We start from the raw sequence: 18726 nt of genomic DNA, 5'->3' as shown, positions 1-18726 counted from the left end.
AGCCGAAAGCCGAGCTCGTAGTTTCCTTCCGCGAGAAGTTGGAATGAAGCACGCCAGTGCTCGCTCTTTGGGAGCAGCCGTTCCTTGTCGCTCATCGCTGTCGATTACCCCGCTGGAAACGCGGCGCCCTAGGAATTTCAGTTGCAGGCGGCTTCGACGCCCAGTTTCGCCAAGGCGGCCGTCGGCCCAACCACGACAGGGAGACTTCGCCTGGAGCGCATACACAGCTCTTCGAGGTCGCCTCGGATACGGGGCATCTGACGCCTTGGATGGAGATTAGTTGGCGCCGAAGATGCCGTAGTCGGCCAGATAAGGAAACTCCGACGCGTCTCGTGGCCATGCGTCTCCGACTTCGCAAAGGCGCCAGGCCGGGGGTTCGTCAACGGCGAGGACGGAGATATCGCCGCGCAACTTGGGCCGTTCGTCCAAGCGGCGCTCTCGTCTCCGGGTCAGGAATGGAGAGAAGAACCAGTACAGGCGGTAGCCGTGCTCCCTGAAGGTACTGAAGACGGCATGTGCGGTCTCGCCTCGCTGGCGAGAGACCTCCACTAGCCATGACGGGCGTACCTCCGCTACCAGCCGCTCAGCGCCGGCAAGCACCCGGCCTTCAAACCCTTCCACGTCGATCTTCACAAAACGGCTATCGGGAGGCGCGCACTCATCAAGTGTGATCATGTTGATAGGTCGGCGATCTCCCTCGCCAGAGTACAAGGAAAACGCGCCCACATTCCCAGTCGAATGCAGGTCGAATATAGGCGCCTCTATCGTGCCGGAGACTTCTCCCGCGGCTGCATTGATGCAGGTGACATTCGAGAGCCCGTTCTCGGTGGCGTTTCGCTTCAGCAGGTCTGCGATGACAGGCTGCGCCTCGATGGCGAGGACCTGCGATTGTGGGTTTCGCTGAGCAAACGGCAGGCAGATCGCGCCGATGTTGGCGCCGACATCGATGAAGGCCCCGCTGCAAAGGTCGCAGATCAGGTCGAGCTCAGGGCGGGCAAACTCCCCGTAGTCCCGGAGACATGCGCCGACTGCGGTGTCCGCAGCGGGGACGTAGAATCGCAACCCATAGGCGTTGGCGACGTCGATCATGGGCTCACCTTCACGCAACTGCCTGGCGGGCCGTGTTCACGAGCCGGCGGGAGCCGCGTCAATGAGGTTCAGCTTTGTCAGCAGAGCGGCTGACCGGACAACCAGGGCGACGGGGGCCTTCAGCTTAGCTGCGACCGTATGGATCGTCGCGGGCTGGTCGATCAGAGCCGTAAGGACGTTCTCCAGAGAACTGGATGGCGACGACAGCAAACCGAAGAGGGGATGCGCAACAAGGGTCCTCAGGTCCGAGACTGAGGTTCCGGTCCTTGCCCGCAGCATGCTGTCCGCGCCCAGCGTCTCCGTCGGGTAGTGGCCGAAGGCGTGGAAGGGGTCGGCGCGGGCGGGGGCGGCTCTGGGGGCCGCCTGGATCCAGGCCTGCAGGGCGGGGTCGGTCCCGGCCGAGCGGCGGCGGGCGTTCAGGTCGGCCCAAAGGTCCTGGTACTGGCGGTAGACGACGGGCCAGGCGTAGAGCTGGCGCGCGCGGGCGCGGCCGGCCTCGCCCATGCGGCGGCGCAGCTCGGGGTCGCCGGCCAGCCGCGAGAAGACCTCGGTGAAGTCGGCGATGTCGACGGCGGTGGATTGGGCGGCCGCCCAGCAATAGTGATCGTAGTTGAGCGAGTGGGTCTCGAGGCCGCGCGCCAGCGCCTGGCCCGCGCCGGGCGCCGGGGCGATCGTGCGGACGCGGAAGCCGTCGACGCCGTGGCGGACGGTGTCCTTGTACCCGTCCCAGTCACTGACGATCACCGGCAGCCCCGCGGCCATCGCCTCGATGGGCGTCAGGCCGAAGGTCTCCTGGATGTTGTCGGAGAGCGAGACGAAGACGTCGGCGCCGGCCCAGGCCTGGTCGCGGAGGTCCCGACGGCGGCCGTCGATCCACAGGACGCGCACGTCGGGCGCGAAGTCGCGCGCGCCGGCCTTGAAGGCGTTGGCCACGGAGTCGTTCGGGAACCAGCCGGCCATGATGAGCGCGATCTTGCGCCCGGTGCGCTCGGCCGCCGCCTGGAGGCCCTTGAACATCGGGTAGGGGTGGGCCTTGGCGTGGTAGACGAGGCGGCCCACGAAGAGCGCGGCGACCTCGTCAGGATACAGGCCGAGGGCGGCGCGCCCGGCCTCGCGGGCGGCCTCGTCGAATGCGAAGTCGTCGCAGTGGACGCCCAGCGGGATCAGCGGCAGCTGCGGAAGCCGGGGCGTCACGTCGACGCCCAAACGCCAGCGCTGGTAGTCGCGCTCGAGCTCGTGGAGCCGGCGCACGGTCTCGATCACGGACGTCGAGGTGCAGACGAGAGCGTCCCACGGGGCCACCGGCTCGCGGAGGAGGTTCACGATCTCGTCCATCGCCGTGGTGCTGGCGGTGGTGTGGGTGACGCCGCAGACGGAGTAGGACGCCAGGCCGGCCCGGATGCGGGTGCGGGCGTGCGTCGCGACCGTGGAGTCGGCGAGGTAGAGGACGCCCACCCTGGCGACGCGCTCGAGCTGCGGCGAGGGGATCCACTCGAAAGGCGCGGACGGATCGATCGCCCGCACCATCGCCTTGAAGCCCTCGGCCGAGCTGGCGACGGGCGAGTAGCCGTAGACGGGGCTTTCGCCGCGCCCCTGGACGGCCGCGCGCAGGAACCCTGCGCCGGCCGATTGCCGCCCCATCAGCTCCACCTTCGCCATGTCGTAGCCGTCGGGTTCGGCGCGGATGACAGCGGTAGCGGGCGGGGCGTCGGACACCGGGAACCTTGAGCGTCGGCTGATCGGGACGCGGATCAATGGAGCCTCGGCGCGCCGGACACAAGCGCTGCGGGCGGGGTGCAGCCCCGCGGCCTCAAGCACAGCGAGAACGCGATGAAGATCCCCCTCGACCTCCCGCCGGGGCTGAACGGCGACGACACGTCCCACGCGGCCGGCGGTCGCTGGGCCGACGGCTCGAACGTCCGCTTCCGCCTGGGCCGTCCCGAGACGATCGGCGGCTGGGAACGGCTGATGAGCGAGCCGCTGACGGGCGTTTGCCGCGCGGTCTTCCCGTGGACCGACAACCAGGGCGTCCTGGACATCGCGTTCGGGACGCACAGCCGCCTGCAGCTCTGGCGCGGCGGCCAGCTGTTCGACATCAGGCCGGCGTCGGGGTTCACGGCCGGCGCCGTGGACGGCGCCGGGTCGGCGGGCTTCGGCACCGGCGGCTACGGCGTGGGCGGCTACGGCCTGCCTTCGACCACCGACTACTTTCCGTTGACCTGGTCGTTCGGCGCCTGGGGGCAGCAGCTGCTGGCGAGCCCTCGCAACCAGACCATCTTCGCCTGGACCAACGACACGGGGCAGCCGGCCCAGCCGCTCGCGAACGCGCCGGCCAACGTGACCCACATGCTCGTGGCGCCCCTGAACGGCGGCTACCAGGTCTTCGCGCTAGGGTGCAACGAGGAGGTCTCGGGCGTCTTCAACCCGCTGTGCATCCGGCACTCCTCGATCCGCAACAACACCCAGTGGAGCACGAGCGCGAGCGGCTCGACGGCCCGCGAGTACGTCCTGACCGGCGGCGGGCGGATCGTGGGCGGCCGCATGTGCGGGCCCTACCTGCTGGTGTGGACCGGTGACGCGCTGTTCCTGGGCTCGTTCGTCGGGGCGCTGAACCAGCCGTGGCGCTTCGAGCGGGTGGGCCGCAACTGCGGCCTCATCGGGCCGAACGCGGCGGTGGTGGTGGGGCAGACGGCGTTCTGGGCGAGCCCCGACCGCCAGTTCTACAGCTACGCCCCGGGCGGGCAGCCCGAGCCGCTGGCGTGCCCGATCCGCCGCGACTTCGCCGAGGAACTGGCCGCGAGCCAGGGCGACAAGGTGGTCGCGTCATCCAACGCCGAGTTCTCGGAGATCCGCTTCGACTATCCCGACCGGCGCGACGGCTACGAGAACAGCCGCTACCTGGCGCTGGCGCTCAGCGGCCTCGACGCGGGCGCCTGGCATCGAGGCCTCATGGCGCGCACGGCCTTCGTGGACGCGGGCCCCTCGGCCTACCCGATCGCCGCGGCCGCGGACGGCTCGGTGTTCCTGCACGAGAAGGGCCGTTCGGCGGACGGCGGCGCCTTCGCCTGGTTCATCGAAACCGCCGACAGCTACCTCGATCCCGAGGCGACGCTGCTGGTCCGGGGGCTTTGGCCCGACTTCAAGGACCAGATCGGTGCGGTGACCGTGACCGCCGCGGCGCGCCTGCATCCGCAGGACCCGACGGCCGTGGCGCAGTCGGTGGCGATGGCGCCGCGGGATCCGAAGGCGGACCTGCTGCTCAGCGGCCGGCTCTTCCGGCTGCGGTTCTCGGGGGAGAGCGCGCCCACGGGCTGCCGGATCGGGCAGCCGACCTTCGACGGCGCGCCGGCCGGGCGGCTCTGAGCGCGCGCAACCCAATCAGCAGTTTCAGGAGGTGTGAATGTCGGCGCCATTCGGTTTCAGCCTTTCCGGCAGCGCAGAGACCAGCAAGACCAAGACAAACAAGTCGGGGACGTTCACGGGCGCCCGGACGCCCATCGTGCCGGACTGGGCCGTCGGTCCCGTGCAGGGCGCAGCGGGGCGGGTGGACCAGCTGCTGGGCCAGGATCCCAACAGCTTCGTCGCGCCGGCGCACGGCCTGCAGCAGCAGGCGGGCGCCGCAGCGGGCGCGCTCAGCGGGGCGCCGGCCGAGTTCCAGCAGGCGCGCAACCTGACCCAGGGCGCGGCCAACACGGCCTGGACCCAGCCGCTGATGCAGGCGGACACCCCGTTCGCCTCGGGCGGCAAGGCCTATGACTGGGTCGGCCGGTACCTCAATCCGTACCTGGATCAGGTGGTCGACTCGAGCGCGGCGGACTTCGACGCCCATGCCGGCCAGGTGCGGGCCCAGCAGGCGCTGGACCTGGCGAGCTCGGGCGCGTTCGGCGGTTCGGGCGCAGCGCTCACCCAGAGCATGACCGAGGGCGAGCTGGCGCGGGCGCGGGCCGCCACGCTTTCGGGACTGCGGTCGCAGGCCTACCAGACGGCCCTGGGGGCCGCGGCGGGCGACGCCGAGCGGGCCACCCAGGCCCGGATCGCGAATGCGCAGACGGCGCTGCAGGACCGGGCGCAGAAGGCCGCTTTCGGCTTCCAGGGCCAGCAGCAGCAACTCGAGGCCGCGGGCCAGCTCGCGAATCTCGCCCAGACCGACGCGGCCAACCAGCGCGCCAACATCACGGCTCAGCTGAGCGCCGGCGACGCGCTCCGCAACGTCCAGCAGCAGCAGCTTCAGGCGCCCATGACGTCCGCCCAGCAGATCGTGGGCCTCCTCAACAACCTGCCCATCGGCCTGTTCACGGGTCAGAGCGAGCAGAACGCCACGACGGAAAACACCGTCAGCAAGACCAAAGGGGCCTCCGTCAAAGCCGGGGTCACCGCCGGCGGGGCGGGCTAGCCATGGCGACGCAGTCCGAACGCCTGGCGATGCTGGAGCAGAGGCTGAGCGACCACGAGGCGCGCTGCGAGGAACGGCTGGGCGAGATCAAGGCCGCCGCCGCTTCGACCCTGCGCGCCGTCGAAGGGCTGAAGAGCCGCACCTGGGGGCTGGTGGTGGCCCTGCTGGCCTGGGCGCTGGCGCAGGTCTGGACCGTGACCGGGGCGCGGCTCGAGCGGCTGGAAGCCGGCGGGGCGACAGCCGTCCAGGCCGCCGCCTGCACGGGCCAAGCCGTCGACCTGTGGCTCCCCGCAGCAAAGGAGGAATGACCATGATGAGACGCCTGATCACGATCGCGATCGCCGTGGCGGTCAGCGGCTGCATGAGCCTGCCTATCGCGGGCGGCCCCTCGAACGCCGAGGTGTTGAAAGCGCTCGGGGAGCATATCTCGCTGTGCGAGCGGCGCTATCAAGGCGGCTTGGGCGTGGGCGCCAGCTTCACGTTCAGCATCGAGTGCCGGGGTCAGCCGGCGGCGCCGGCGGTGGGCTCCGCCCCGGCAGGCGGGGCGAACGCCTGACCGGCGAGTCGCTGCACATAGTCCGAGATGTCGGACGGCCAGGGCGCCATGTGGGCGGCGAACGCGGCGGCGTCGCCCGCGTAGAGCGCGCGGACAGCATCTTCATAGGCCGGCAGGTCGCCCGCCAGGGTCGTCATGACCCGATAGGCCGCCTCCTGGGCGGCCCGGCGGCGGTCCGGGCCCGCGGACGTGCGGCGGGCCTCCTCGACGAGGCGGCGCAGCGCGGCCGATGCGCCGCCCGGCTGCTGCGCCAGCCAGTCCCAGTGCCGGGGCAGGAGGGTCACCTCGCGGGCGACGACGCCAAGGCGGGGACGCCCCCGTCCTTTCTGGACGCCAGGCGGCGAGGTCCGCTTTGCGCGCGCTTCATACTCGGCCACGGCGCCGTCGGGGCCATGGCGCAGCTCGAGATCCACGACGCGTCCCGTTTCGTCGTCGAACACCAGGACATGCGGCGCGTCGGGACGAGCCGCGGCCCTGGCGATGTCGGACAGGCCGCCCGTTGCGTGACGGCGAGAACCGGCAAACGCCGTGAAGGTGGGGCTGGCGCCCATGCCGCAGACTCCGAGATTTTATTACCCGGATATAATTACTCGCCGCTGAGGCTCTGCACAATAGGGACGCCGCGGGCCTCCTTGTATGCGGAGGCGACGATCGGCGTGACCCAGTACTGACGGAACCATCGCCGGAGCCAGGGGTCGTCGCCGACGAAGGCTCGCATCTGGCGGCTGGGATCGACCGCCGCCTGCACCTGCTCGAGCGTGCGTCCGGAGTCGGCGAGGGGCTTCACCTGGGCGCGGATGTCGGCAAGCGCCGCCACGAGCCGGTCGACGTACGCGCGGTCGCGCTGCGGGGGCCCGTGTCCGGGGATCAGCGTCGCAAAGTCCATCGCCCGCAGCCTGCCCAGCGCCCCGATCCAGTCGGCGGGGTAGCTGCCGAAGCCGAAGGGGACGGGGGCGACCACGATGTCGCCGGCCACCAGGATCCTCTGGCGCGGCAGCCACACCACCGCATCGCCGTCGGTGTTCGCGCGGCCAAGATGGAGCACCTCGACCGGCGTCTGCGGGTCGGGAAGGTCAAGCCGCACGTCGAACCCCTCGGACACGGACAGCGTCACCGCGCCGTCCATGTCGACCGCGTACTGGCGCATGAGCCGCTCCGACGCGGCCCAGCCCGCCCGTTCCTCCGCCGTGTTCGCCTCTTCACCCATGCGGCGCACGTAGGGGATGAAGTCCTGCAGGCTCTTCTGCAGGGCGGCGTTCGCGGCCGCGTCGGGCGCGGCCGGCGTGTTCATGGTCTTCGCCGTGCGCAGGTGGCTCTGCGTCGCGCGGGTCGCGATGGTGCGCGCGGCTGGCCAGGCCTTCAGGATCTCGGACAGGCCCTGGGGATGGTCGCCGTGCCAGTGGGTGATCACGATCGCCTTGACGGGCTTGGAGCTCAGTCGCCTGACCGTCTCGACAACCCGGCGCCCGGCGCCCGGCGAGCCACCTGTGTCCACCAGCACCAGCCCGTCGGCCTGTTCGATCACGGTCACATTGCCGGCCGGCTGCACCTGGAACGTCGGCTGCATGAGCACCCAGACACGCGGGTCAACCGACACGGCCTCCTGAACATAGCCGTCCGGCGCGGTCGACTCAGCCAGACCGGGGCCGGCGAGGGCAAGAAGGAGGCAGGCGACGGCGAAGGGAGCGCGTATCCGGATCACGCGGGAAGCCGAGACCGCTCCGGCCTCGAGGTCAAATGAAAGGGCTTCATGGCTGGACGGAAGGGCCCGGACCTGATCCGGACCCTTCCGATGGTGCCGCCGGGCAGGATTGAACTGCCGACCTCAGCCTTACCAAGGATGCGCTCTACCACTGAGCTACGGCGGCGAAGGCGCGCGCTATAGCGGGAGCCGCGCGCGGCGTGAAGCCCCAAATCGCGCCGCCGGACTTGACGGCGACGGCCTCGGGGTCGCACCTGCGGGCCATGTCCAGGACGCCGGACGGCAAGAACCCTCAGCGCGAATCCCGCGAGGCCCAACTCGCCCAGGCGTTGCGCGCCAACCTCAGGCGCCGCAAGGCGGGCTCCGCACCGCAGCCTCCTGTGAAGCCGCGCGAAACCTCCACGGATTGACGGCTTGGCGCGTTCGCGCGGGGCACGCTAGATAGCGGCGCAGATGGACCGCGCGAGGGACGCGGGCCGCACGGGCTTCGTTAGGACACCGATTGGATCGCATCGCCATCACCGGCGGCGCTCGGCTGGAGGGGGAGATCCCCATCAGCGGCGCCAAGAACTCTGCCATCAAGCTGATGGCCGCGAGCCTTCTCACGGAAGAGCCCCTGCGGCTGACGAACATGCCCCGGCTCGCGGACACACGGTTCCTGGGACGGCTGCTGCAGCGACTGGGCGTCGAGGTCGCCGAGTCCGAGGGGGCCGACGGGCCGGAGACGCTTCTGACGACGCCGGAGATCGTGAGCGGATTTGCACCGTACGACCTGGTCCGGCAGATGCGCGCCTCGTTCAACGTGCTGGGACCGCTGCTGGCGCGGAGCGGGCAGGCGAAGGTCTCACTGCCCGGCGGCTGCACGATCGGCGCCCGGCCGGTGGACCTTCATCTGAAGGCGCTGGAGACCCTGGGCGCCAAGATCGACCTGCATGAGGGCTACGTCTACGCGCAGGCGCCGCGGGGCCTGAAGGGCGGCCAGATCGACTTCCCCTTCGTCTCGGTCGGCGCCACCGAGCACACGCTGCTGGCCGCGGTCCTGGCCGATGGCGAAACGGTGATGACGAACTCGGCCTGCGAGCCTGAGATCACCGACCTGGCCGACTGCCTGAACAAGATGGGCGCCAAGGTCACGGGGGCGGGGACTCCCACGATCCGAATCGAAGGCGTGAGCCGCCTGTCCGGCGCGACCCATGCGGTGCTGCCCGACCGGATTGAAACGGGCACCTACGCGCTGGCCGCCGCGATGGCCGGCGGCGAGGTGCGGCTGACGAAGACCCGCAGCGACTTCATCCAGGCGCTGATCGACAAGATGGTCGAAGCGGGGGTGGACGTGACGTCCCACGCGGACGGCCTGACAGTGAAGCGCGGCGGCGGCCGGCTGAAGGCTGTCGAGCTCACCACCGACCCCTATCCCGGCTTCGCCACCGATCTGCAGGCGCAGTTCATGGCGCTGATGACCCTGGCCGAGGGCGAGAGCGTGATCCGCGAGACCATTTTCGAGAACCGGTTCATGCATGCGCCGGAACTCCGCCGCCTCGGAGCCGATATCTCGGTGCAGGGCGGCGAGGCGAGGGTTCGCGGCGTCGCGGCGCTCGAGGGCGCTCAGGTGATGGCCACCGACCTTCGGGCGTCTGTCAGCCTCGTGATCGCGGGCCTCGCGGCGCGTGGCGAGACGGTCGTGAACCGGGTGTACCATCTGGACCGCGGCTTCGAGCGCCTGGAGGAGAAGCTGGGCGCATGTGGCGCGCAGGTCCGGCGCCTCAAGGGCGACGGCGCGGAAGAGGTCGAGTAGGCATGACCGGTACGGGGCAGCTCCAACTGCTGGCCGAGGACGAAGAGGACCTGGCCGTGATCTCGGCCGCGCTGCAGGACGCCGTGGCCAAGGTGGGCGACGTCTCGTTTGAAGCCCGGGCGCGGCGCCTGACGATCGCCTTCAATCGGTACCGCTGGGAGGCAGGGACGCGGCAGCGGGTGCGCTCGGCGTTCCAGGTCGGCGGCGTGCTGGACCTGAAGGCCAGGAAGATCCGGCGCGACCGCAAGGACGCCGTGCTCGAGCTGCTGGCGATCCGCTTCGATGCGGGCGAGGCGCCGGGCGGCGTGCTGACCCTCAGCTTCGCCGGCGGCGGGGATCTCCGCGCCGAGGTCGAATGCATCGATGCGGTCCTGGCCGACGTCTCGGAACCCTGGCCGACGCCGCGCGCGCCCAAGCACGCCGACTGACGCGATGGCCTTGGCCGCCGCGCGCGGCTATGAGAGCGCGCCATGCGCCGCTTCCACGCCTCCGACCCCGGTTTTCAGGACGCCTTTTCCGCCTTCATCGCCGAGCGCCGCGAGACGCCCGAAGAGGTGGACGCCCTGGTGCGGGATGTGCTCGCCGCGGTCCGGCAGGAGGGCGTCGAGGCGCTGCTGCGGTTTGCCCGGGAGTTCGATCGCGTCGAGCTGACCGAGGCGACGTTGCGGGTCACCCCCGAGGAGATCGCCAGGGGCGCCGAGGCCTGCCCCGCAGAGGTGCGCGAGGCCATCGCCTTCGCTGCTGCGCGCATCCGCGCCTACCACGAGCGGCAGCGGCCGGCGGACCAGCGCTTCACGGATGCGGCCGGCGTGGAGCTGGGCTGGCGATGGGGGCCGCTGGAGGCGGTCGGCATCTACGTGCCTGGAGGCCGCGCGGCCTATCCGTCCACCGTGCTCATGAACGCCGTGCCCGCGGCCGTGGCCGGCGTCGAGCGGATCGCCATGGTGACGCCGCCCGGACGGCTGCAGCCTGCCGTCCTCGCGGCTGCGCAGGAAGCGGGCGTCACCGAGATCTGGCGTGTCGGCGGCGCGCAGGCTGTCGCGGCCCTGGCCTATGGCGCGGGACCCATCCGCCCCGTCGACAAGATCGTCGGCCCCGGCAACGCCTTCGTCACCGCGGCCAAGCGGCGGGTTTACGGCACGGTGGGGATCGACGCTCTGGCGGGGCCGTCCGAGATCGTGGTCGTCGCGGACGGCGCGAACGATCCGCAATGGATCGCCGCGGACCTTCTTTCGCAGGCCGAGCACGATCCCGCCGCCCAATCCATCCTCATCACCGACGACGAGGCGTTCGCGGCCCGGGTCGAGGCGGCGGTGGCCGAGCAGCTCTCCGCGCTGGCGACCGGGGCGGACGCGGCGGCTTCGTGGCGCGACCACGGCGCCGTCATTATCGCGCCGCTGGACGAGAGCCCGGGTCTCGTCGACCAGATCGCCCCCGAGCATGTGGAATTCGCGCTGGACCAGCCCGAGCGGCTCGCCGACCGGGTGCGGCACGCAGGCGCGATCTTCCTCGGCCGCTACGCGCCCGAGGCGGTGGGCGACTACGTGGCCGGCTCGAACCACGTGCTGCCGACCAGCCGCGCCGCGCGCTTTTCGTCGGGGCTGTCCCTCTACGATTTCCTGAAGCGGACCTCGATCGTGCGGTGCGATCCGGAGTCGTTCGCCGCCCTTGCCCAGGCGACCATCACGCTGGCCGAGGCCGAGGGGCTTCCGGCGCACGCGCGCTCGGCTGCGATCCGGCTGGGGCAGGGCCGCTAGCCGGCCGCGCCCGACAGCCCGGGGCCCGGCGAAGCCGGGCTTTTTCCATGTCCAAGGCCCAGCTTCTGCGGAGGCGGGATGACGGGAGCCCCCGGTTTGCAATAAAGCTCCGCGTGGGACCATGGCCGAAGACCTGAAGAAGACGCACCGCCTGCAGTCGGTCGAGCTCGACGAGGAGTCGCTCGCCGCGGTTTCGCGCGACCAGGAGCAGGAGCGTCAGATCGCGATCTTCGATCTGCTGGAGGAGAACTACTTCCATCCCGAGGGCGCCGACGGGGGGCCCTACGACCTGCGCATGGGCCTGCTGGAGAACCGGCTGGTGCTCGACATCAAGGGGCCCTCGTACGAGCGCCGCCACATCCTGTCGCTGTCGCCCTTCCGGACGCTGATCAAGGACTACTTCATGATCTGCGACAGCTACTACCAGGCCATCCGAAACTCGACGCCGCAGCAGATCGAGGCCTTGGACATGGGCCGACGCGGCCTGCACAACGAGGCGTCCGAGCTGTTGCAGACGCGTCTGGGCGGCAAGATCGAGACCGACCTCGACACGGCGCGCCGGCTCTTCACCCTCATCTGCGCCCTCCACTGGCGAGGTTGATGGGGCATGTCGGACCAACCCGGCAAACGCCAGCCCGATGCGGTCCTCTTCTGCTGCAACTTCAACCAGGTGCGCTCGCCGATGGCGGAGGCGCTGCTGAAGCTGATCGCCGGCACGCGCATCTTCGTGGACAGCTGCGGCCTGAAGCGGGCGAGCTTCGACCCGGACGAGGACGAGATGGAGGTCGATCCCCTGGCCGCATCGGTGATGCAGGAGTTGGGTGTCGACCTGGCGCGCCATCGCTGCAAGGTCTTCGACGACCTCGAGGACGATTCCTTCGACCTGGTCATTTCGCTGACTCCCGAAGCGCAGCACCGCGCCATCGAGATCGCCCGCGGCCGCGACGCCGAGATCGAGTACTGGCCCACGATGGATCCGACGCTCGTGGAGGGCTCCCGCGAGCACCGGCTGGAGGCGTATCGGCAGGTCCGCGACGGGCTCGCGGCCCGCATTCGGGAGCGGTTTGGCGGCTGAGGCCGCGCCGTATCGACCTGCCCCCATCCGATGCGCTATATTCGGCGTCGCAGATTGCGGCTCGCAGCCAGACGGCGCGAGCCGTCGTCGTATGTGAAGTCGAGGAAGGACCAAGGAGCCGCATGGCGAAGGAAGAACTGCTCGAGTTTCCGGGTACGGTCAGCGAAGTGCTGCCGAACGCGACGTTCCGGGTGAAGCTCGAGAACGACCACGAGATCATCGCCCATACGGCGGGCAAGATGCGCAAGAATCGCATCCGGGTGTCGGCCGGCGACAAGGTGCTCGTGGAGATGACGCCCTACGACCTGACCAAGGGCCGCATCACCTTCCGCGTCCGCTGACAAGACCGAGGCGCGAGACTTGCCCGCGCAGCAGCGCCTCGTCCTGGCTTCCGCGAGTCCCCGGCGGCTCGACCTTCTCCGTCAGATCGGCGTGGTTCCAGACGCCGTGGACGCGGCGGAGCTCGACGAATCCCCACAACCCGATGAGACCCCGCGCCAGCTTGCGCTGCGTCTCGCGTGCGCCAAGGCGTCGCTGGTGGCCGCCCGTTGGCCGGACGCCCATGTGCTGGCCGCCGACACAGTGGTCGCCGTCGGCCGTCGCGTGTTGCCCAAGGCCGAGGACGACGCGCAGGTGAGGTCCTGCCTGCAACTGCTCTCCGGCCGCGCGCACCGCGTGCTCACCGGTGTGGCGGTGTGCGCGCCGGGCGGGCGGACGGCGCGGCGGCTGGTGGAGACCCGGGTCCACTTCAAGCGCCTGAGCGCCTCGGACGTCGAGGCCTACCTCGTGAGCGGGGAGGGCGTTGGGAAGGCCGGCGGCTATGCCATCCAGGGCCGCGCCGGCGCGATGGTCATCGCCCTCCAGGGCTCCTACTCGGGCGTCGTGGGACTGCCCCTCCACGAGGCGGCGAGCCTGCTCGATGGCCTGGGGTTCCGCCGCCCATGAGCGCCCGCCGCATCTTCCTCGACAGGAGCGTCGGCGAAACGCGAGGCGTCGTGACGCTCGACGGTCGCCCCGAGCGCCTGATCCTGCAGCGAGACGGCGACGATCCCCGGCTGCAGCTCGGCGCGCGCCTCGTCGCGCGCGTCGAGAACGTGGAGCCCGCGCTCGCCACGGCGTTCCTCGACCTGGGGGGCGGCCAGAAGGCGATCCTGCCGTTCAAGCCCGATCAGCGGCCGGTTCGCGGCGCGGCCGTGGAGGTCGACATCCGTGGCGAGCCGCGCGCGGGCAAGCTCGCGACCGCACGGCTGATCGGGGCGGGGGAGGGCGCGCCGCGCCTGTTGCAGCCTCCGCCGGACGTCGGCGACATCCTGACCACGCTGGTCCGCGACGCCGCCCTGGTGGAGGGCCGCGCCGCGCGCGCCGCCGCCGACGAGGCCGAGGCCGAGGCCCTGGAGACCGTCTTCCCGCTGCCGGGGGGCGGTTCCGTGGCCATCGAGCCCACACGGGCGCTGACGGCCATCGATGTGGACCTCGGCGAGCGGAAGGGCGCCGACGCCAAGCGGGCCGCTCGGGCGGGCAACCTCGCGGCGCTGTCCGAGGCCGCGCGCCTGCTGCGCCTGAAGAGCCTCGGCGGGCTGGTGATCGTGGACCTGGTGGGCCGCGGCCACGACGGCGCCGCCCTGATGGCGGCCGCCCGGCAGGCCTTCGGACCCGACAATCCGGGGGTGGCGATCGGACCCGTGGGACGGTTCGGGACCATGGAGATCTCGATTCCCCGCCGCACACGGCCGCTCTCGGAGCGCCTGGCCGACGCGCGCGGCGCGCTCACCGACCGTACCCTCGCGCAACGCCTCGTGCGGCGCCTGGAGGACGAGGCGGCCGCCCAGCCCGGCGCACGCCTCGCCGCGGCCTGCGCGCCCGACGTGGCCGCCGCCGCGACCCCCCTGATCCGGGCTCTCGCCGATCGCTTCGGCGCCCGCTTCGACCTGCGCCCCGATCCCGCGCGCCCGCGGGAGCAGTTCGACGTGGCGCGCTCATGAGCGGAGCGAGGTGTCCGACCTGCGGCAAGCCGCCGGATCCGGCCTACCGGCCGTTCTGCTCGCGCCGCTGCGCCGACGTCGACCTGCAGCGCTGGCTGTCGGGAAGCTACGCCATCCCGGCCGAGGAGGAGGAGGGCCTGCCCGACCGCGATGCGGCCGACGAATAGGCCTCGAAATTCCTGTCTCCGCGTCGCTGGACTTCCAAAAGCGGCTCTTCTATAGACACGCCTCCCGCGCGGGCGGACCCCGGGCCTGGGTAGCTCAGTTGGTAGAGCAGCGGATTGAAAATCCGCGTGTCGGTGGTTCGAATCCGCCCCCAGGCACCATCTCCCACGGTTCCTCATCACTGCGCCGCCGGGCGCCGCCATCGAGGCTGCGCCCCCATCCCGGACGGGCGTGATCGCGCGCCGCGAGGGCTGCTATGGCAGGTCCGCGGCGGCCGGGCCGGCCGCAGAACGCCTGTCATTTGAGCAATCTGTGTTCCAAAAGATTGCTGCGTCGCAGCATCAGCCCGCGACGAGCGGTCGCCTTTCGAGAGCTCTTCAGACGAAGTCCTGTGTGCAGCGCACAATTCGTGCCGAAGCGTCAGAAAAATGACGGCCGCGGGAAAGCTTCTGCCCCTTGACGCTTCGATATGGGGTTGCCAAAGGGTCGGTCCGCTTGTCTTACAAAGCGGTAAGACTTTGGGTTCCTCCCGCAGGAGTTCAAGGCCGTCCGCCCAACGCCAATCCCTGCGCAAGTCGGGGTCCCGCGTTCCGGGTCGGGCGCAGCGATAGCGCCTCTGGCGTTCTGGCCGCGCGAGTGGTTTGGGCGCCGGGCTTTGTTTTAACTAGGGTGGAGACGCTCTCGCGCGACGACCCTCCGGCCAATCGTGCTAGACCAACCAGGAACTGGCGACAGATGCTCGACAACAAACTGAAGATGACCTTCTCCGCTCTCCTCGGCGCCGTGGCGCTGAGCGTGAGCGCGCCGGCGTTCGCTCAGGACGCCGCCGCCCCGGCCGCCCCGGCTGCAGATGCGGCCGCCGCGGCTCCCGCCGACGCCGCCGCTGCTGCTGCTCCGGCCGCCGCGCCTGCCGCGCCCGCCGACGAACCGGCCGATCCGCCGACCATGAAGAACGCGGGCAAGCTCAACGTCGGCACCATGTTCATGGACTCCGACCCCGTGGTTAAGGTGATCATGATCGGCCTCGCTCTCGCCTCGGTGCTGAGCTGGACGATCCTCGTCACCAAGATCCTCGAGTTCCGCTCGCTGAACCGTCAGTCCGACGGCTTCGTCGAGAGCTTCCGGGGCGCCAAGTCGATCACGGACATGAGCCGGATCGCGCTCTCCGAGGAGTATGACGGCAACCCGCTGGCCGACATGGCCGCCGCGGCCGCCCAGGAGATCGAGCTGTCCAAGCAGGCCGGCCTCTCCATCGCCGGCGAGCACCGCGACACCACCATGGGCCGTGCGGAACACGCGGTGAGCGCCGTCCAGGCCTCGCTGGCCCGTCGCCTCTCGGGCGGCATGCAGTACCTGGCCTCGGTCGGCTCCAACGGTCCGTTCATCGGCCTGTTCGGCACCGTCTACGGGATCATGAACTCGTTCATCGGCATCGCGAACACCAACACGACCAACCTGGCCGTCGTGGCGCCCGGCATCGCCGAAGCGCTTCTCGCCACCGGTCTCGGCCTGTTCGCCGCCATCCCCTCGGTTATCTTCTACAACTACTTCCAGACCCGCATTTCCGCCTACGGCGCGCGGTCGGAAGGGTTCGTGGCCGAGCTGATGAACGCGATCTCCCGGCAGCTCGACAAGGGGGCGTAATCTAGATGGCCGCCAAACTCTCGAGTGGAGGGGGCGGGCGCTACGAGGAGCAGCAGAACTCCGAGATCAACGTCACGCCCTTCGTGGATGTGATGCTCGTGCTTCTGATCATCTTCATGGTGGCGGCGCCGCTGGCGAGCGTGACCGTCAAGGTCCAGCTCCCGCCTGCGGTCGCCCCGCCGGGCACCAATCCTCCGAAGCCGGTCTACATCTCGATCCAGCCGAACGGCAGCATCTTCATCCAGGACTTCCGGACGGATCTGGCGACGCTGGGGGACGACCTTCGAAAGAACCTGGGGAACACGCGCAATCCTGAGAAGGAACGCATCTTCATCCGGGCGGACAAGGACGTGCTGTACGGCGATTTCATGGGCGTCATGAACATGCTGCAGGACAACAATTTCTACAGCGTGGCCCTCGTCGGTGAAGACAAGTAGGTGGTGACCCATGACTGACGCTCACCACGAAGCCCTCACCCGGCACAACCCGTTCGACGATCCGAAGCCGAAGCGCCGGCCCGGGATGATCATCGCGCTCGTCGGGGCCGTCGTGGTCCATGGCGCGCTCGGGGTCTATCTCTGGAAGTCGCGGTTCGAGCCGAAGTACAAGGAGTACTCGGACGAGGTGACGGACGTGGCTCTCATCAAGCCCGTCCCGCCGCCTCCGCCGCCGCCTCCGCCTCCGCCTCCGCCGAACACCCCGCCGCCGCCGCCGCCGAAGCTGCAGCCGCGTCCGCCGGTGGCCGTTCCGGACCTGCCCTCGATCCCGCCGCTGCCGGTTCCGCCGGTCGAGCGTCGGATTGAAGAGCCGCGTCCGCCGGCCGCGCCGCCGCCGGAACCGCCGCGTCCTTCGGTGATCACCAACCCGGACTGGCTTCGCCGCCCGACCGGTGAGGACGTGGCCCGGTACTATCCGGACCGCGCGCAGCGGATGGAAGTGGAAGGCTCGGCCTCGCTGAGCTGCCAGGTGACCGCCCGCGGAACGCTGGAAGGCTGCTCCATCGTCTCGGAGAACCCCTCCGACATGGGCTTCGGCGACGCTGCGATGAAGATGTCCAGGCTCTTCAAGATGCGGCCGCAGACCAAGGACGGGCAGCCCGTCAGCGGCGGCACGGTGCGGATCCCGATCCGCTTCGTTCTTCCGAAGGGCTGATCCGCAAGGATCGACGACAAAAAGGCCCCGGCCGCCATGCGCGGCCGGGGCTTTTTCTTTGCCCGCGGCGACCCTGTGCGCGATCCCGCGCGCGGCGGCTCCGAGCCCGCTTGATCGGACCGCCACCGCCGACTATTACAGCGCGCTCGCGATGACGCGCCGCCCTAGCTCAGTTGGTTAGAGCGCCAGATTGTGGCTCTGGAGGTCCCCCGTTCGATCCGGGGGGGCGGTACCATCGCAGACCCCTCGCTTTCGAGAGACGATGGCCCGTCCGTTCGGGACCCCTTGCCTTGCCCAGCGTCACCCTTGCAGCTTGCGTCCCGGAGTCTAACGTGTGTTTGACCGACCGCGCGCCAGAGGCGGCGAAGGGGAGAAGGCCATGATCAAAACCCGCATCACCGAGATGTTCGGTATCGAGACCCCGCTCGTCATGGGCGGCATGACGGGCGTCGGATATGCGCCGCTCGTGGCGGCCGTCGCCAACGCCGGCGCGCTCGGGTTCATCACCGCCCACCATTCTCAGTCGGCCGAGGAGCTCCACAAGGAGATCCAGCGCTGCCGCGACCTCACCGACAAGCCGTTCGGGGTGAACCTGACGCTGCTGCCGTCGCTGAACCCCATCCCCTACGACGAGTACCGCCAGGCGATCATCGAGAGCGGCGTGAAGATCGTCGAGACCGCCGGCCGCGCGCCGGTCGACCATCTGCCCGCCTTCAAGGAGGCCGGCGTCAAGGTGATCCACAAGTGCACCTCTGTGCGCCACTCGGTGTCGGCGGTGAAGCACGGCTGCGACGTGATCTCCATCGACGGCTTCGAGTGCGCGGGCCACCCGGGCGAGGACGACATCGGCCTGATCGTCTTGCTGCCGGCGACGGCCGATGCGGTGAACGTGCCGATCATCGCCTCGGGCGGCATGGCGGACGGCCGCAGCCTGGCGGCGGCCCTGGCGCTCGGCGCCGACGGCGTGAACATGGGCACGCGCTTCATGGCCACCCAGGAGTGCGACATCCACGAGAACGTGAAGCGCAAGATCGTCGAGAACTCCGAGCGCGACACGCTGCTGACCAACCGCACGCTGCGCAACACCAGCCGCGTCGCGCGCAACGCCATCTCGGAAGAGGTGGTCAAGATCCAGCAGGACCCCACCAAGACGATCGAGGACGTGCGCCACCTGGTGGCCGGCGTGCGGGGCCGCAAGAACGTGCTGGGCGAGGGCGACACCGACGGCGGCATCTGGACTGTCGGCCAGAGCCAGGGCCTGATCCACGACATCCCGACCTGCAAGGAACTGGTGGCGAACATCATGCGCCAGGCCGAGGAGGTCCTTCAGCGCGACGCCCGCCGCGTGATGGTGACGGCCTGAGGATCGGAGAGGCGCGCTCGCTCAACCGGCGAGCGCGCTTGCCAAGCTGAAGC

General features: G+C 70.1%; 21 protein-coding genes and 3 tRNA genes. 19 read left to right on the top strand and 5 right to left on the bottom strand.

Features of this window, described 5'->3' with window-relative positions:
• Positions 1-276 precede the first annotated feature (276 nt).
• Together AC2D8W_RS02865 and AC2D8W_RS02860 are read right to left on the bottom strand one after the other, a co-directional pair.
• Positions 277-1089 (bottom strand): FkbM family methyltransferase, encoded by an 813-nt coding sequence (locus AC2D8W_RS02865; RefSeq protein ID WP_484670233.1) that lies wholly within the window; start codon positions 1087-1089, stop codon positions 277-279.
• A gap of 36 nt (positions 1090-1125) precedes the next feature.
• Complete coding sequence (locus tag AC2D8W_RS02860) at positions 1126-2805, bottom strand: glycosyltransferase family 4 protein (protein ID WP_484670232.1); 1680 nt, start codon at positions 2803-2805, stop codon at positions 1126-1128.
• 114 nt (positions 2806-2919) lie between these two features.
• Between AC2D8W_RS02860 and AC2D8W_RS02855 the strand changes: the two genes are divergently transcribed.
• Genes AC2D8W_RS02855 through AC2D8W_RS02840 form a run of 4 tightly spaced genes read left to right on the top strand, consistent with a single transcriptional unit; the run spans position 2920 to position 6038 of the window.
• A complete protein-coding gene (locus AC2D8W_RS02855) occupies positions 2920-4452 on the top strand; it encodes a hypothetical protein (RefSeq protein WP_484670231.1) in 1533 nt (510 codons plus the stop codon).
• A 37-nt stretch (positions 4453-4489) separates the two neighbouring features.
• The gene (locus AC2D8W_RS02850; RefSeq protein ID WP_484670230.1) at positions 4490-5482 is read left to right on the top strand and encodes a hypothetical protein; all 993 of its coding nucleotides are present in this window, start codon (positions 4490-4492) and stop codon (positions 5480-5482) included.
• 2 nt (positions 5483-5484) lie between these two features.
• Complete coding sequence (locus tag AC2D8W_RS02845) at positions 5485-5790, top strand: hypothetical protein (protein WP_484670229.1); 306 nt, start codon at positions 5485-5487, stop codon at positions 5788-5790.
• A 2-nt stretch (positions 5791-5792) separates the two neighbouring features.
• A complete protein-coding gene (locus AC2D8W_RS02840) occupies positions 5793-6038 on the top strand; it encodes a hypothetical protein (RefSeq protein ID WP_484670228.1) in 246 nt (81 codons plus the stop codon).
• Here the strand turns inward: AC2D8W_RS02840 and AC2D8W_RS02835 are convergent.
• The 3 genes from AC2D8W_RS02835 to AC2D8W_RS02825 form a co-directional block, all read right to left on the bottom strand.
• A complete protein-coding gene (locus tag AC2D8W_RS02835; RefSeq protein WP_484670227.1) occupies positions 5984-6589 on the bottom strand; it encodes a DUF2239 family protein in 606 nt (201 codons plus the stop codon). The genes AC2D8W_RS02840 and AC2D8W_RS02835 overlap by 55 nt on opposite strands.
• A 35-nt stretch (positions 6590-6624) precedes the next feature.
• Positions 6625-7635, bottom strand: coding sequence for an MBL fold metallo-hydrolase (locus tag AC2D8W_RS02830; RefSeq protein WP_484670226.1), 1011 nt, complete (start codon positions 7633-7635; stop codon positions 6625-6627).
• A 196-nt stretch (positions 7636-7831) separates the two neighbouring features.
• A tRNA-Thr gene (locus tag AC2D8W_RS02825) sits at positions 7832-7906 on the bottom strand.
• 336 nt (positions 7907-8242) lie between these two features.
• Between AC2D8W_RS02825 and murA the strand changes: the two genes are divergently transcribed.
• The 15 genes from murA (at position 8243) to AC2D8W_RS02750 (ending at position 18673) form a co-directional block, all read left to right on the top strand.
• On the top strand, positions 8243-9535 hold the full coding sequence (gene murA / locus AC2D8W_RS02820) for a UDP-N-acetylglucosamine 1-carboxyvinyltransferase (RefSeq protein ID WP_293480056.1): 1293 nt from the start codon (positions 8243-8245) through the stop codon (positions 9533-9535).
• Between the two features lie 2 nt (positions 9536-9537).
• Complete coding sequence (locus AC2D8W_RS02815) at positions 9538-9963, top strand: DUF2948 family protein (protein WP_484670225.1); 426 nt, start codon at positions 9538-9540, stop codon at positions 9961-9963.
• A gap of 42 nt (positions 9964-10005) precedes the next feature.
• A complete protein-coding gene (gene hisD, locus AC2D8W_RS02810) occupies positions 10006-11292 on the top strand; it encodes a histidinol dehydrogenase (RefSeq protein ID WP_293480060.1) in 1287 nt (428 codons plus the stop codon).
• A gap of 121 nt (positions 11293-11413) precedes the next feature.
• Positions 11414-11893 (top strand): UPF0262 family protein, encoded by a 480-nt coding sequence (locus AC2D8W_RS02805; protein ID WP_293480062.1) that lies wholly within the window; start codon positions 11414-11416, stop codon positions 11891-11893.
• Between the two features lie 6 nt (positions 11894-11899).
• Positions 11900-12367: an arsenate-mycothiol transferase ArsC gene (locus AC2D8W_RS02800; RefSeq protein WP_293480064.1), complete on the top strand. Its 468-nt coding sequence runs from the start codon at positions 11900-11902 to the stop codon at positions 12365-12367.
• A gap of 122 nt (positions 12368-12489) precedes the next feature.
• Entirely contained in the window at positions 12490-12708 is a 219-nt protein-coding gene (gene infA, locus AC2D8W_RS02795) for a translation initiation factor IF-1 (RefSeq protein WP_111458197.1), read from the top strand.
• A 19-nt stretch (positions 12709-12727) separates the two neighbouring features.
• Entirely contained in the window at positions 12728-13312 is a 585-nt protein-coding gene (locus AC2D8W_RS02790; protein WP_484670224.1) for a Maf family protein, read from the top strand.
• Positions 13309-14349: a ribonuclease E/G gene (locus tag AC2D8W_RS02785; RefSeq protein ID WP_484670223.1), complete on the top strand. Its 1041-nt coding sequence runs from the start codon at positions 13309-13311 to the stop codon at positions 14347-14349. The genes AC2D8W_RS02790 and AC2D8W_RS02785 overlap by 4 nt, the downstream gene beginning before the upstream one ends.
• Positions 14346-14516 carry a DNA gyrase inhibitor YacG gene (locus AC2D8W_RS02780; protein ID WP_484670222.1) on the top strand — a complete coding sequence of 57 codons (171 nt, stop codon included), beginning with the start codon at positions 14346-14348 and terminating at the stop codon, positions 14514-14516. The genes AC2D8W_RS02785 and AC2D8W_RS02780 overlap by 4 nt, the downstream gene beginning before the upstream one ends.
• A gap of 83 nt (positions 14517-14599) precedes the next feature.
• Positions 14600-14675, top strand: a tRNA-Phe gene (locus tag AC2D8W_RS02775).
• Positions 14676-15249: 574 nt separating this feature from the next.
• Positions 15250-16158, top strand: coding sequence for a MotA/TolQ/ExbB proton channel family protein (locus tag AC2D8W_RS02770; RefSeq protein WP_484670221.1), 909 nt, complete (start codon positions 15250-15252; stop codon positions 16156-16158).
• Positions 16159-16163: 5 nt separating this feature from the next.
• A complete protein-coding gene (locus tag AC2D8W_RS02765; RefSeq protein WP_293480074.1) occupies positions 16164-16595 on the top strand; it encodes an ExbD/TolR family protein in 432 nt (143 codons plus the stop codon).
• 10 nt (positions 16596-16605) lie between these two features.
• Positions 16606-17310, top strand: coding sequence for an energy transducer TonB (locus AC2D8W_RS02760; protein WP_293480076.1), 705 nt, complete (start codon positions 16606-16608; stop codon positions 17308-17310).
• Between the two features lie 158 nt (positions 17311-17468).
• A tRNA-His gene (locus tag AC2D8W_RS02755) sits at positions 17469-17545 on the top strand.
• 144 nt (positions 17546-17689) lie between these two features.
• Positions 17690-18673 carry an NAD(P)H-dependent flavin oxidoreductase gene (locus AC2D8W_RS02750; RefSeq protein ID WP_293480078.1) on the top strand — a complete coding sequence of 328 codons (984 nt, stop codon included), beginning with the start codon at positions 17690-17692 and terminating at the stop codon, positions 18671-18673.
• Positions 18674-18726: the final 53 nt, after the last annotated feature.

The sequence above is a fragment of the Phenylobacterium sp. T106 genome, assembly GCF_057219735.1.
Note: the sequence above shows the minus strand (reverse complement) of the source record. Positions and strands in the feature narration are given on the sequence as shown.